Here is a 14,570-nt window from a genome sequence, read left to right as displayed (position 1 = left end):
AGGAGAATGGAAGTTGGAGCATCGGTTTATTGACGACAGTTTATCACTACATACAGACCTTTATCAAATTAACATGGCAGAAACGTATTGGAGAGACGGCATTCATGAGAAGAAGGCAGTGTTTGAACTCTTCTTCAGAAAGCTTCCATTTGACAATGGCTTCGCTGTATTTGCTGGTTTAGAGAAAGCGATTGAGTATTTATCGGACTTCTCCTTTACCGAAAGTGATCTAGCGTATTTAAAAGACGAACTCGGTTATAAAAGCGATTTCATTGATTATTTAAGCGGGTTATCCTTTACAGGCTCCCTTCATTCAATGCGGGAAGGCGAAATTGTCTTTGCAAATGAACCAATTATGCGTATCGAGGCAACGCTTGTCGAAGCGCAGCTAATCGAAACCGCTTTGCTGAATATTGTGAACTTCCAGACGCTGATTGCAACAAAGGCAGCTCGGATTAAAGGAATCATTGAAGACGAGACAGCACTAGAATTTGGAACAAGACGTGCACATGAAATGGATGCAGCAATGTGGGGAGCAAGGGCGGCACTCATCGGCGGTTTTCAGGCGACAAGTAATGTTCGTGCTGGGAAGCGCTTCAACATCCCAGTGTCAGGAACACATGCTCACGCACTTGTACAAGCATACCGTGATGAATATACGGCATTTAAAAAATACGCTGAAACCCATACAGACTGTGTCTTTTTAGTCGATACGTATGATACCGTGAGATCCGGTATTCCGAATGCCATTAAGGTAGCGAAAGAATTCGGAGACAAGATCAACTTTATTGGTGTCAGACTTGATAGTGGTGACCTTGCCTACTTGTCTAAAAAAGCTAGAACGATGCTGGATGAAGCTGGATTCCATGACGCAAAAATCATTGCATCAAGTGATCTCGATGAACATACCATCATGAATTTAAAAGCACAGGGTGCCAAAATTGATGTGTGGGGTGTTGGAACAAAACTGATCACAGCATTTGATCAGCCAGCTCTCGGTGCAGTGTATAAGCTTGTGTCCATTGAAGAAAACGGCAAAATGAATGATACCATCAAAATTTCGTCCAACCCAGAGAAAGTGACAACACCAGGACGTAAACGTGTGTACCGCATTATCAACCAATTGAATCATCACTCAGAGGGTGACTACATTGCGCTCGAAGAGGAAGATGTTCATAGTGAGGATAAGCTAAAAATGTTCCACCCTGTGCATACATTTATCAGCAAATTTGTCACAAACTTTGTGGCGAAGGATCTACATGTCCCGATTTTCGAACAAGGAAAACTTGTATATGACAATCCGGATATTCAAACGATTCAAGCCTATGTGCAGGATAGCCTCGGACTTTTCTGGGAGGAATATAAACGAATCAGCAAACCAGAAGAATATCCAGTCGATTTGAGTCAAAAATGCTGGGATAACAAGATGCAGTTTATCCATGACGTGAAAAATAAAATTAAACTAGAGCTTTATGAAAGCTAACGTTGGAAGAAAGGAGATCATCCAGTCAGGTGATCTCTTTTTTTATTTTTTGACCGATTCAAATTGAACCATAAGCGCAATCATTTGGTATACTGAAAGCACATCTTGTTTGTCGTTGCATAAAGGAGGATTGGAGCAGTTGAGGGTGTTTGTTGCGAGACAGCCTATTTTTAACAGAAAAGAACAAGTCGTATCATACGAGCTACTTTATAGAGATAGTGAAACCAATACATATAGCGCTGAAGATGGTGACAAAGCGACAACGGACCTCATTATTAACAGTTTTTTAAATATCGGCATCGAAACATTGACAGAAGGCAAAAGATGCTACATTAATTTCACCGAAAGCTTACTTTCGTCTGATCTGCTCACCTATTTTGATCCGCATCAGCTTGTGATCGAGATATTAGAAAATGTCCCGATTACCCCGGCACTTATTATGAGATGTAAGGAATTAAAAAAATGGGGATATACGATTGCACTTGATGATTTTTTTCTAAGCGGATCACATTTCAGTGACAAGTTGCTTGACGAACTCCTCTATTGCATTGATATTTTAAAAATTGACTTTCTAAAGACCACTTCGGAAGAACGTAGAAAAATTCTACATACCTATAAAAAATATCGACTTCGTTTCCTTGCAGAAAAGGTGGAAACGCGAAGAGAATATGAAGAAGCGCTAGAAGCCGGCTTCCATTTGTTTCAAGGGTATTTCTTTAGTGAGCCGCATGTTATATCAGGACGAGCATTATCGACCAGCTTCCATGCGTACCACCAGCTATTAAATGAGCTGAGCAAGGAACAGCCGAATATCCAGGTCGTGACACATTTTATTGAAAGTGACCTTTCGCTATCATACCAATTATTAAAAATGCTCAATTCAGGCGGCATGAGACGTCTTTATCAAATCAAAAGTATCCGGCAGGCGATTATTCTGCTTGGTTTTAATGAAATTAGGCGTTGGATCTTTATTCTTTCATTTAAAGAATTGAATGTTCAAGCCAACTCAAGCCAAAAAGAAATTATTAAAATGTCCTTCATTCAGGCGAAAACGTGTGAACTGATTGCGAGTCGTACCGAACGAGAGCACCCAGCCTCTTATATGCTGACAGGCATGTTTTCTCTCATTGATACACTTGTCAGGGCAGATATCACAGAACTTGTAAAAGAGCTGCCGCTTTCTGATGAAGTGGGCGAGGCACTGCTTGGCTATGAAAATGATTATTCATTTGTACTCGGTGTAGCCAAACGGATTGAACGAAATGAATGGGATGATGAGATGTTAGATGGGAATCTCCCGAAGCAAGAAGCCTACGGATGTTATATAGAAGCCATTGAATGGTGTCATAAAATGTTTGAATCTTAAAAGCCGCCCACGTCAGAGCGGCTTTTTTTGTTATGCCCACTGCAAAAGAAGAAACAGTCTGCTAGAGGCGAGAGACAAGTAGATACGAATGCCTTCTGGACTAAAGCGGATGTCAATACCACTTTTCACACCGATTTGTTTCAGCATTCTGATGACACTTGTCGAATCAGAGCGCTCAGCAGCCTCCATGATCCGCTGTGCAAACGAAAGCGAGCTGGAAATTTGCTGTGTAATAAGTGAAGCATCAGCAACAAGTCGGGCTGATTCCTTTGCGGCTCGTTGAAACGAGTGGGCATCTACTGGAGGAAAAGTCATAGGCGTGCGCGGATATGCACGGCTCATTGCGGGACCCTGCAAAGCAGGATAAGGAACATAGTAAAACACATCGTCACCTCTTCTCTCATTGACGTGAAATTGGACGGATATCTGTTCTAAATGTATGTAGAAAATCAGAATAAAGAATCAAAATGATCTTTCTATCTTTATAAATCTAACATAAAAATAGGTACTTTTGCGGTCAATTTCGGTGAATGTCGCCAAAAAATTGCGGTGTCCACAATGGGGTCTGTCGTCTGACCTATAACACGCAAAACCGAGGTTACAGAAGGGATCGTATGTTCTATTGTGAGAGAAGTGTGACGAATGATGCTTATTCTTGTCGCAAAAATGACGCAGTTCCTTTGAAATTAAGATAAAAGTATGATTTGAAAAGTCAGAAAATGATGAAAAAAGACCTATTGAATTTTGCGGTATCACGCACACATTTTGTGCATACTTTTCGGTGAAAAAATACTCAATTACATTTACACTGTTAGTAACAGATCAAATACTTATGACCCAATCACCATACACAAATACATTGATCTTCCAAAAAAGGAGAGTGGAATCGATGGAAAAGTATGAAATCGAAGAACTTAAACAATTATTATGGAAACTTGAAAACGAAATTAGAGAAACAACGGCTTCTCTTCATAACATTAACAAAAGCATTGATCAATACGACAAATATGAATATGTGAAAATTTCTTAAAGACTTGATAATCATCAAGTCTTTTTTTTATCCAAATACATACAAAAAAAGGATATATTATTATATAATTGTTAAATAGTGATGTCAGTGGACATTTGCTCATGTCTTTTTAGTAAAATAAAAGGCGGAAGGGTGAGGGACAAGACCGAGTATGCTAAACTATCTAGAGAATACAAAAATCAAGCAGAATATGTCTGATTTTATTCAACATGCAGTCAGGCAGAAAGATTTACAACAACTGCTTCTAGAATTTACAGATATAAAGAATGAATTTCCCTTTGGGCAATTGGCTTACAAGCATTATGAGGCATTTGGCGGACAAGACAAGCAAGCGATTACACAATTGGCAGCAGGGATTGAACTTCTCATCTTATCAGCCGATATATTAGATGATATCGAAGATCAGGATAAAGATTCGTATCCTTGGATGAAGCGTCAGAGCGGAATTGCGATTAATGCGGCGAATGTTCTTTTTACATTGAGTTTTGAAGTCTTTTCAATGCTCGACCATGCAACAGAGCTGTTAAACAATGTATATTCCTATTCCATTCAGTCAATGCAAGGGCAGCATATGGATATGACACTGGAGCCGAAGAATGAGCAGGATTGTTTAGATATCATGAAGTCAAAAGCAGGATCACTGTTTGTGTTACCCTGTGTGTTAGGGGTTATTTTGGCAACAGGTTCTTTTGAAAAGAATGTAGAAGAATATGCGTATTATCTAGGTATGGCAGAACAGCTTGAAAATGACTATTTAGGTCTTTTTAATAAAGAGAATATTGATTTTAAAAGAATGCAAACACTACCGCTTGTCTATTTAAAAAATGAATTTAACCCATCCAGTTCAGGCTTGTTCAGTTATTTTCAATCAGAGAATAAGAGCATAGGTTCTGAAGAATTCAAGGATAAATTAAAAGAATCTGGTGTTCAACAATATGTATTTATTATGAGAAACCTCCTCAGAAATAAGTTTAAAGAATCATTCAAGAAACTACATTTAGAGGCTTCTAAAAAGGAAAAGCTGTTACTCTTTTTAATTGGAGATGGAGAAGATGAACATTCAGAAACTGGTTAGTTATCTAGTGGGAAACCCCTCGGCGTTAAAGCAAGTTGCTAATGGAAATGCATCGTTACTTCACGTTGATCAAGTGACTGCGAGTATTATTGTTGAAGGTTTTCAGAAAGAAGATACCATTAGATCAAAAAAATGGAGAGATGCTGGTGATTATTGAGGCTCTATGCAAAAATTTTACTCGAAATTAACTGTTATTTTAATCATCCTTAGCTTCATTTATGTGATTTATATTTCTTACATCAATGTGTTTAATATCTTTGTAGGAGCAGTCGTTTCGGTGAATAGTGACGGACAACTTGAAATAGAGGATGTTGTTGATTTTACAGACAGTTATTATGCTGGTGTTAGAAAAGGCGATATCATCCTTGAAGTGAACGGTAATAAAGAACCAACCGAAGAAGTAAGAAGAGGTTATTTAGCAAACGTCAAAAGTTTAGTTGTTGATAGACATGGTGATGAAATTGTCATAGAGAATGTGAGGTTATTAAGTCAAGAAAATCTATTTATCTACTTAATACCGATCATTTTTTATTCAATCTGTCTATTTTGTATATTTATGATTTTAAAAATCAACAAATCTAGGAAAAAAGAGTCTGCATATATTCTTGCCCTTTTTTTATTGGCTGTTGCTGTAGCATATGTCAGTTCTGGTGGTTCTGGTAAAGGTGAGTATATTAGTGGTTTTATCGTCATTTCTACGATGACTTGTGTACCTCCTTTATATATGCACTTTATGTATCAGTATTTGAAGGAATTGGGTACGAAAATTATTAGTGTACGTGTGCTTCTTTCTTTGTATGCAGTTCCATTTATAAATCTTGTTTTAGAAATTTATTTTAAAAATATGGTTTTAGCTGCTTTCAACTTACTTTCGTTTTTTGCACTTGCATTTATTACGATTATTATCACATTCAGATCAGCTAAAAGGTGGAAAGGCACGGAAATTGGTAATGTCCTTAGTGCATTTGGACTTGTCTTAATCACGTCATTCAGTCCTTTTATGCTGTTCTTTATCATTCCATATTTTTTTCATAAGTATTTTATTTCGCCTTATATTCTTGCTTCGTTTGCATTATTAATTCCGTTTTTCTTAGTCTATCAATTTATGTCAAATAAATTGTATAATGTGGATTTCTTTATGGGGAGGATCAAATATTACTGCCTTTTAGCCATTACACCAACTATAGTAGTGGTTATCATATTTGATTTCATTCAAAAACCTAGTGCTAACTTTTATACAGTGAAGTTTACGATTATCACGTATATTCTTATGTTGACAGTCTTTTACTTTAAAGAAATCATCGATTTTTGCTTTCGCCTGAAGCGTTTTTCAGAGAAGCATAATTATCAGGACAGTGTGTTTAAATTTACGCAGCTCATTCGCGAGGCATCATCACTTCACCAAGTGTTATATCATTTGAAATACACCATTTTAGAAGTGCTAGTTGTTAATAAAGCCTTTGTGCTTGAAGTGAAGCCAGATGGACAAATAGAAGAGATTGATGAATCTTCAGGTGATAGTGAGCTATGGAAAAAGTATGTAGACCAATTTCAAGAATTATTAGGTGAAGTTGGAAAAATCGTCGGGCTTGATAAAGGGTTCATGATGAAAATTGGCGAGCGGGGCGGTCACTCTTTTGTGATTTGCTGTTTATCTAATTTACGGATACCAAAATTGACGCGTGATGAGATTTCTTGGCTGAAAACATTGGCATTTTATACAAGTGTCAGTTTAGAAAATGTCGTCAAGATTGAAGAATTGATGGAGCATCTTGAAGATTTGAAGCAGCGTGAAGCGAATCCAGCTTGGCTGAAAAAAGTCATGTTTGCGATGGAAGAAAAGCAGCGATCAGATTTAGCAAGAGATCTTCATGATTCTGTGCTGCAGGATTTGATATCACTGAAAAGGCAGTCAGAGATGTTTTTAACGAATTTCCAAAATGACCAATGCCCGACTTCTATTGAACAATCGCTTATCTCATGGAATGAGCAAATGTCTAAGGTGATTCAAACGACGAGAGAAACGTGTCATGAACTTCGGCCGCAGCTGCTGTACGATTTAGGTTTAGTGAAGGCGATATCGAAGCTGACTTCTCAAATTCAGGAGGAAGCACCATTTCATATTCGGCTGAATACGACACGCTTTGATAAGGAGCTGGACATTGATATTGACTCCCAGCTCAATATTTACCGAATTGTTCAGGAGCTGTTATCCAATGCCTTGAAACATTCTCAAGCCAGCCAAGTGCTCGTAATGCTGATTTGTATTAAAGATCAGGTTGTTCTTCACTACGAGGATGATGGAGTTGGGTTTGACGCAAGACATCTTGATCAGCACACCATGAGCATGGGCCTTTCTGGCATCAGAGAACGAGTCAAGGCGTTAAATGGGAAGCTTCACATTCACACAGCACCTGAAAAAGGGCTGAAGGTGAAAATTGAAATGGAATTGTAACGATTTATTAAGGAATAAGACTTGGCATCTGCCAAGTCTTTTATATAAAATGGAAGTGAGTGATTTAAAGGGAGGAAGACATGAAGAAGATATTGGTCATTGATGATCATCCGGCTGTCATGGAAGGGACAAAAAGCATATTAGAATCAGATCAGCAGCTATCAGTCGATTGTTTAAGTCCTGATGCAGAAGCCGCCTTTTTAAAGACGCATGACTTTTCCATCTATGATGTGATTTTGATGGATTTAAATCTCGGGGATATCAATGGAATGGACATTGCGAAACAAATTCTAGAAACCAACCAACAAGTGAAAATCATCATTTATACAGGGTATGAAGTAGATGATTATTTTGAAGAGGCCATTCGGGCTGGATTGCACGGTGCAATTAGTAAAACAGAGACAAAAGACAAAATTATTGAATACATACACCGCACATTGCAAGGAGAAGTTGTCATTCAGCTATCCTATTTAAAGAAATTAATTTCACAGCAGCAAGAAAAGCCAGAACAGGCGCAGGAGACCGATCACGAGCTGTTAACAGAGCGAGAGTGTTTGATCCTCAGAGAAGTGGAAAAAGGATACACGAACCAAGAGATTGCCGATGTGCTGCATTTGAGCAAACGCTCGATTGAATACAGCTTGACGTCCATCTTTAATAAGCTGAATGTTGGCTCTCGAACCGAAGCGGTGTTAATTGCAAAATCTGAAAGTGTGCTGTAAACGTGTGAAGGGAGAGAACCCTGATGGAAGTGAGTGGATCAAATACACTGCTTGAGGCACTGGGGATTGAGATTGTAGAGTGTAATGAGTCTCGATGCGTAGCGACAATGCCAGTTGATCACAGAACAAAACAGCCATTTGGACTGCTGCACGGAGGAGCTTCTGCTGCTCTAGCAGAAACAGTGGCAAGCATGGGAGCTGCGGCTCATTTAGACTTAACTCAGCAAGTTTGCTCAGGGATTGAAATCAATGCCAATCACTTAAAATCTGTACGTGATGGAGTAGTGACAGCGACGGCTGTTCCTGTACATGTCGGGCGCCGTACAATGGTATTTCAAATTGATATTAAAGATGATCGAGACCGGCACATCTGTACGTCAAGATGCACACTTGCTGTCATTGATCGCATATAAAAAAGCTCCCGGTGCAGCGGAAGCTTTTTTAGGTTGGATTGATTCATAAAAAGGTTTTTCCATAGAAATAAAAGAAAGGACCCCACATGTGAGGTCCTTCTTTCGGTTTATAAGTACGAGTCTTCTTTGCGTTTAATCACGAAGTTACGAAAACCACCATAATCATCTTGTACACTTCGTTTGTCCATCTTGACACCAGTATTGTAGGCGGCTCTTCCGATCAAGTGTGCGCCGACCGGAGCTGTTAAAAAGATAAAGACAATCCCAAGTAGAATCTTCGCAGAAATAATGCCTGCAAGAAACCATTCGTGAAAGAATACCCCAACTAATATGAGGACAACACCAAGTGTCGATGCTTTTGATGCAGCATGCATACGTGTATAAACATCCGGCAGGCGAAGAACGCCAATGGCTGAAATGAGACAAAGGATGGCGCCGAGCAGGATAAAGAAAATGACAATAGCTTTAGCGATGACGATCATTTTCAATCACTTCCCCTTTCTCAAGGAATTTGGAAAAAGCGACAGTGCCGATAAAGGCAAGGATACCGAGCAGTAAAATAATTTCAAAGAACGTTGTCGTTTTCAGCAAAATAGAAACGATAGCTGTCATCCCAATTAAATTGATTCCTATCGCATCAAGCGCACTTACACGATCAGGAATAGAGGGACCTTTGATAACCCGTATCACAAAAAGAAAGGTGGACAGTGCAAGAATGCCAAGTGAAATTTGTAATATGAGCTCCATTACTTACCGCTCACCTCCTGAATCGCTTTTTCAAATGAAACCCGGATATCGTGAATGGCTTTTTCTGCATCTTCAATATCCATCGCATGAATGTATAAAATGGAACGATCATCAGAAATATCAATGACGAGTGTGCCTGGTGTCAATGTAATCATATTAGCCAGTATGGTGATTTCCCAATCCGTTTTCAAGTCTGTACGAAAGGCGAAAATACCGGGCTTAATGGTGAGCTTTGGAGATAATACGGTCTTTAATACACTTAAATTGGCAAGAAGCAGCTCTCGAATAAATATCATGACGAGCTTGAAAATCGCAAACAGGGCATAGCCGTAAAAACGCTGCGGGAAAAACCGCCGAAGCATAAAAATGGCGACCATCCCTAGTACAAAGCCTGATACAAAGTCTGCGGCTCTGTATGTATCATTCATAAACATCCATGTAAAGGCGAGGAGAGCGTTTAGTAATATTTGAAAGGCCATGTTCATCTACTCCTTCAGCACAGCTTGAATATATTTTTCTGGTGTTGAGAGCATTTCCGCTGCTTGATTGATATAAGGGGCAATGAACTCTGTCCCTAACCCAATGGCAAGCGACAAGATCACAAGCAGTACGCCAGGGTACACCATTCCTTTAATCGACGGTTTCCTTCTTCGCATATCTTGATCCTCGCCCCAAAATGCGAGTATGAAGATCCTCATAATCGAATACAGGACAAGAAGGCTGGACATTAAGACAAGGATAGAAAAGGTCATGTGTCCAGCAGAAAATCCACCTTCTACAATCTTTAGCTTTCCAACAAACCCACTCAGAGGAGGAATTCCTGCTAGGGATAAAGCCGAAATGAAAAACATCCACCCTAGTAAAGGCTGAGATTGAATCAGTCCGCCCATCTTTTTCAAGTGGTTTGTGCCAGCGTATACAAAGAGTGCACCTGCCAGCATAAATAAAGCGCCTTTAATCACCATGTCATGAATGAGATAATAAATGGCCCCTTGGAGTGAGGCGGGTGTATTGGCTGCAATCCCAAACAAAATGACCCCAACTGCTGTGACAATGTTATAGATGACGATCTTTTGCACATCAGAATAGGCAATAGAGCCAATCACACCGAATATCACCGTTAGTGCGGCAAACCAAGCCATGAGTGTATGTGTAAACCCTGTATCATGTATAAAAATTAACGTAAAGACTCTGGCAATCGCATATAAGCCAACCTTTGTCAGCAGTGCACCAAATAGAGCAGAAATAGCCGCTGGCGGTGCATGATATGATCCTGGCAGCCAGAAATAAAGCGGGAAGATCCCAGCTTTTAAGCCAAATACAATGAGAAACAGAATAGAAATGACAGTGATTAATCCTGTTTGCCCTGATTCAGCTATTTTCACGCTTAAATCAGCCATATTCAAAGTGCCCGTGACTGCATATAAGCAAGCGACACCGACAATAAATAATGCCGACGAGATGATATTAAATACAATATATTTGAGTGATTCTCGAAGCTGAGGCTTTGATCCGCCTAACACAATGAGCATATAAGACGCCATTAGCAGCAACTCAAAAAAGACAAACAGGTTAAAAATATCGCCCGTTAAAAAGGCCCCACTTACGCCAGCTAACAAAAATTGTACGCCAGAGTAATAGAAAAGCCGCTCCTTTTCCTTCCCAATTGTTTGAAAGGAGAATAGAACTGTCACTAGCCCAACAACGGAAGCGGTGAGCACAAGGAGCGCAGCAAACTGATCGGCCACAAGGGCAATCCCAAATGGTGCTTTCCAGCCTCCTAAATAGAGAGTTTGAATCCCATTAGTAAAGATGGTTTGGACTAAATACACATTACAGACAATGGCTAAGAGCGAAGCAAACACACTAAAGCCTCTCGACAGCATGATGTTCTTATTCATAAAGATCAATAGTGTAGCAGCTAATAATGGAATTAAAATTGGCAGGATCACGAGATTATTCATGCTGATCATTTCCTCTCATTTGATCCATGTCATCTGTTCGCAGCTCTTGGAAGGCACGGAAGGCCATGACAAGTAAAAAGGATGTCACACCAAAAGCAATGACAATGGCTGTTAAAATTAATGCTTGTGGTAATGGATCTACATAGGATGTGAGCCCCTCTTTTAAAATAGGTGGAGCTCCTTTTTTTAAGCCGCCCATTGTCAAAAGAAGCAAATGGACGCCGTGACTTAAAACAGCAGTACCGACGATGACCCGTAGAAGGCTTTTTGAAAGCATTAAATAGGTCGCCGCCATAAAAATAATACCGACGATAATAGACATTAGAAATTCCATTATTCCTTCTCTCCAATCGTTTGAATAATGGTCATGGTGACACCGACAACAACTAAATATACACCGATATCAAACAGTACGGCTGTCGCCAGTTCTGTTTTCCCTAAAAACGGCAGTTGAAAATAATCAAATGCATGGGATAGAAAAGGTGCACCGAATAGAAAGGATCCCATACCCGTCAGGATCGCGACGAGCAGCCCGGTCGCTGCAACATAAATAAAGTTAAAGGGCAGAATACGTCTCACTGTTTTCAGATCGTAGGCTAAAAGCAGAAGGACGACAGCACTGGCACTCATCAGGCCGCCAATGAACCCCCCGCCAGGATTGTTATGTCCCGCAAGAAATAAGTGAAGGGAAAAAAGCAAGATGATGAATGCTGTGATTTTTGTTGTGACTTGTAAGAGCATATCATTCGTATCAATCTTCCTCATCGCCGCACGCCTCTCTTCCGTTTTCCTTGTGCCTGTGCCTTTAATAATCCATAAATACCGAGTGCCGCAATGGCAAGTACGGTAATTTCAAAGAGTGTATCAAAGCCCCTGAAATCTACAAGAATGACATTGACAATGTTGTCGCCGCCAGCAAGTTTATAGCTGTTTTCAATAAAGTAAGTTGAAATGGACTCAAGTGACTGCTGACTTGTGGAAGCAAAAGCAAGACAAGTGACAGTGAGACCAACACCTATTGAAATGATCAAATTGGTTAATTTGAATTTTCTCGTTTTTTGCTTCAAGCTCAGCTTCGGTAAATGATAGAAGCAAAGTAAAAACAGTGCGACAGAAATCGTTTCAATAATCAGCTGTGTCAGGGCAAGGTCAGGTGCCCTGAAAATCACGAAGAATAATGACAGCGTGTATCCCATGACACCTAGAGCAATAATGGCAGTTAAGCGTGAGCGGGCGAATACGGTCGTGACCGTCGCCGCCACCATCACAAGTGAAAGAATGGCTTCATACGTGCCAATTGGCGCAGCTTTTTCTGTTTCAAATGAGAAAGCTTGCTGATAGAACATCACGCTGCCAAGTACAATAATCATGAACCCAAACACATAGACAAGGTAATCACGAAGGAAACCGGTCATATAACTGTTTGTCAGGCGGTATGAACCTTTTTCTAAACCGATTAGAGAACGATCGTATAACGTGTTAAATGACCATTTTTCCTTAAATATATTGTACATTGGACGCCATTTTGACAACGTCAAATATCCGATGATTCCTAAAGCGACAACACCCATTGTCATATAGAGCTCTGGCTTAAAGCCGTGCCATGCTTCAATTTTGACAACAATGCGTTTTCCAGGATCAATCGCATCAGGGATAATGGCTGCAATTGCAGGTTCAATGACAGAATAAGCTAGAATATTTGGGAAAAAGAAGAAAGTGACCACAAGTGCAGCGAGAATGATTGGCGGGATGAGCATGCCAATTGGTGCTTCATGCGGCTTTTTCTCTAATTGATCTAACTGAAGATTGCCTCTAAATGTTTTAAAGAGAAGCATCATACTGTAAATGAACGTAAAGACACTAGCGAGCCAAGCAATTGCTGGAAAAATAGCGCCCCATGTCGAAATATCTGTAAAGTTGATCTCAGAAATACGTAACATACTTGTGAAAAACAGCTCTTTACTTAAGAAGCCGTTAAATGGCGGTAGTCCAGCCATTGAAAATGTACCGATTAGCGTAATCGTAAAGGTAATCGGCATGATGGTCATTAAACCACCTAATTTCCGAATGTCACGAGTACCTGTTTCGTGATCGATAATACCTGCTGCCATAAAGAGACTGCCTTTAAACGTAGCATGGTTAATGAGGTGAAAAATAGCAGCAAGAACGGCTGCGCCAAAAAAGGCAGAGTTGTTTTCATGAATCGCAGCTGCGCCGACGCCAAGCATGAGCATAATCATGCCGAGCTGACTAACTGTCGAGTAGGCCAGAATGGCTTTCAAATCATTTTGCCGGACGGCATGGAATGATCCCCAGAATAATGTGATAAGTCCGACAATGGATATGGTCCAGAACCACACCTCTGATATAGCAAAGATCGGACTGAAGCGGGCAACAAGATAAATACCAGCTTTCACCATCGTAGCAGAATGCAGATAACTGCTCACAGGGGTAGGTGCTTCCATTGCATCAGGCAGCCAGATATAGAATGGGAATTGCGCTGATTTCGTAAAGGCACCTAGTAAGATCAGGATCATGGCAGGGATAAAGTAAGGTGATGCCATAATGAGCTGAAGCTGATTGACTGCTTCACGAATACTGAATGAATCAGTGATCAGGTAGATGAGGATGAAGCCACCAAGCATAGCTAATCCGCCAAAAACAGTAATAAGCAGTGATTTGGTTGCCCCATATCTAGAGCGCTCCCTCTTATACCAATACCCAATTAAGAGGAAGGAAGAAATACTCGTTAGCTCCCAAAACAAGTACAGAACCACCATATTGTCAGAGAGAACCACACCAAGCATAGCGGTCATAAACATTAACAAATACGTATAGAAAGAGCCAAGCTGTTCTTTTTCTTTTGATAAGTAGAAAATACTGTACAAGACCACAAGTGCGCCAATACCTGTAATTAATAATGCAAATAACAAGCTAAGGCCATCAACATATACAGTAAAATTCATCCCTAAAGATGGAATCCATTCAGCTTGTGAGAAAAGCGTTCGTCCATTCGAGGTAATGTGTAACATTTGGATGAAATAGGTGAATAAAAGAATCGGCAAGATGAGAACAAACCACCCTGTATGTATACGCCTTACATATTTAAAAAGGAAAGGTACAACAAAGGCGAGTAAAAAAGGTGATAGGATGGCGAAGTGAATAAGCTGCAAGAAAATGAACCTCCTTTGATCAATATAAATTCACGTTCTAAAGAACTGGTAATTAAAATTATATCTTAAATACAGCCATAGTGCATTGGTTTGAAACGATTTCGAGCAAACTGTATTTGTTTTGGGTTCTTTTGACCACAAA

General features: G+C 39.9%; 16 protein-coding genes. 8 read left to right on the top strand and 8 right to left on the bottom strand.

Going from position 1 to position 14,570, the window contains the following annotated elements; all coding sequences use genetic code 11:
- Positions 1–13: 13 nt before the first annotated feature.
- Entirely contained in the window at positions 14–1,483 is a 1,470-nt protein-coding gene (locus CKW02_RS15765; RefSeq protein WP_003212630.1) for a nicotinate phosphoribosyltransferase, read from the top strand.
- A 139-nt stretch (positions 1,484–1,622) separates the two neighbouring features.
- The gene (locus CKW02_RS15760) at positions 1,623–2,849 is read left to right on the top strand and encodes an EAL and HDOD domain-containing protein (protein ID WP_003212852.1); all 1,227 of its coding nucleotides are present in this window, start codon (positions 1,623–1,625) and stop codon (positions 2,847–2,849) included.
- Positions 2,850–2,879: 30 nt separating this feature from the next.
- Here CKW02_RS15760 and CKW02_RS15755 read toward each other — a convergent pair whose 3' ends face one another.
- Entirely contained in the window at positions 2,880–3,233 is a 354-nt protein-coding gene (locus CKW02_RS15755; protein WP_034620108.1) for a YuzC family spore coat inner layer protein, read from the bottom strand.
- 505 nt (positions 3,234–3,738) lie between these two features.
- On the opposite strand from CKW02_RS15755, the gene degQ reads away from it, so the two are divergent.
- The 6 genes from degQ to CKW02_RS15725 all read left to right on the top strand — a co-directional run bounded on the left by degQ (position 3,739) and on the right by CKW02_RS15725 (position 8,544).
- Complete coding sequence (gene degQ / locus CKW02_RS15750) at positions 3,739–3,879, top strand: degradation enzyme regulation protein DegQ (protein ID WP_003213123.1); 141 nt, start codon at positions 3,739–3,741, stop codon at positions 3,877–3,879.
- A 151-nt stretch (positions 3,880–4,030) separates the two neighbouring features.
- A complete protein-coding gene (locus tag CKW02_RS15745) occupies positions 4,031–4,954 on the top strand; it encodes a polyprenyl synthetase family protein (RefSeq protein WP_003212977.1) in 924 nt (307 codons plus the stop codon).
- Entirely contained in the window at positions 4,932–5,111 is a 180-nt protein-coding gene (gene comX / locus CKW02_RS15740; RefSeq protein ID WP_034620107.1) for a competence pheromone ComX, read from the top strand. Before CKW02_RS15745 ends, comX begins: the two co-directional genes overlap by 23 nt.
- A gap of 6 nt (positions 5,112–5,117) precedes the next feature.
- On the top strand, positions 5,118–7,409 hold the full coding sequence (locus CKW02_RS15735) for an ATP-binding protein (RefSeq protein WP_003213749.1): 2,292 nt from the start codon (positions 5,118–5,120) through the stop codon (positions 7,407–7,409).
- Between the two features lie 80 nt (positions 7,410–7,489).
- Positions 7,490–8,131 carry a two-component system response regulator ComA gene (locus tag CKW02_RS15730; protein ID WP_003213500.1) on the top strand — a complete coding sequence of 214 codons (642 nt, stop codon included), beginning with the start codon at positions 7,490–7,492 and terminating at the stop codon, positions 8,129–8,131.
- 23 nt (positions 8,132–8,154) lie between these two features.
- Positions 8,155–8,544, top strand: a complete 390-nt coding sequence (locus CKW02_RS15725; protein WP_003213775.1) for a hotdog fold thioesterase — start codon at positions 8,155–8,157, stop codon at positions 8,542–8,544.
- Between the two features lie 107 nt (positions 8,545–8,651).
- On the opposite strand, the gene mnhG is transcribed toward CKW02_RS15725, so the two are convergent.
- The 7 genes from mnhG to CKW02_RS15690 are packed head-to-tail and all read right to left on the bottom strand — an operon-like array spanning position 8,652 to position 14,428.
- A complete protein-coding gene (gene mnhG, locus CKW02_RS15720; protein WP_003213369.1) occupies positions 8,652–9,026 on the bottom strand; it encodes a monovalent cation/H(+) antiporter subunit G in 375 nt (124 codons plus the stop codon).
- A complete protein-coding gene (locus CKW02_RS15715) occupies positions 9,010–9,291 on the bottom strand; it encodes a Na(+)/H(+) antiporter subunit F1 (protein WP_003213177.1) in 282 nt (93 codons plus the stop codon). The genes mnhG and CKW02_RS15715 overlap by 17 nt, the downstream gene beginning before the upstream one ends.
- A complete protein-coding gene (locus tag CKW02_RS15710; protein ID WP_003213059.1) occupies positions 9,291–9,770 on the bottom strand; it encodes a Na+/H+ antiporter subunit E in 480 nt (159 codons plus the stop codon). The genes CKW02_RS15715 and CKW02_RS15710 overlap by 1 nt, the downstream gene beginning before the upstream one ends.
- A gap of 6 nt (positions 9,771–9,776) precedes the next feature.
- Positions 9,777–11,255, bottom strand: a complete 1,479-nt coding sequence (locus CKW02_RS15705) for a Na+/H+ antiporter subunit D (protein WP_034620106.1) — start codon at positions 11,253–11,255, stop codon at positions 9,777–9,779.
- The gene (locus tag CKW02_RS15700) at positions 11,248–11,589 is read right to left on the bottom strand and encodes a Na(+)/H(+) antiporter subunit C (RefSeq protein WP_003213576.1); all 342 of its coding nucleotides are present in this window, start codon (positions 11,587–11,589) and stop codon (positions 11,248–11,250) included. Before CKW02_RS15700 ends, CKW02_RS15705 begins: the two co-directional genes overlap by 8 nt.
- Positions 11,589–12,020: a Na(+)/H(+) antiporter subunit B gene (locus tag CKW02_RS15695; RefSeq protein WP_034620105.1), complete on the bottom strand. Its 432-nt coding sequence runs from the start codon at positions 12,018–12,020 to the stop codon at positions 11,589–11,591. The genes CKW02_RS15700 and CKW02_RS15695 overlap by 1 nt, the downstream gene beginning before the upstream one ends.
- On the bottom strand, positions 12,017–14,428 hold the full coding sequence (locus tag CKW02_RS15690; RefSeq protein ID WP_003213519.1) for a Na+/H+ antiporter subunit A: 2,412 nt from the start codon (positions 14,426–14,428) through the stop codon (positions 12,017–12,019). The genes CKW02_RS15695 and CKW02_RS15690 overlap by 4 nt, the downstream gene beginning before the upstream one ends.
- Between the last annotated feature and the right edge of the window lie 142 nt (positions 14,429–14,570).

The organism is Bacillus pumilus, assembly GCF_900186955.1.
In the GTDB taxonomy this organism is placed as follows: Bacteria; Bacillota; Bacilli; order Bacillales; family Bacillaceae; genus Bacillus; species Bacillus pumilus.
Note: the sequence above shows the minus strand (reverse complement) of the source record. Positions and strands in the feature narration are given on the sequence as shown.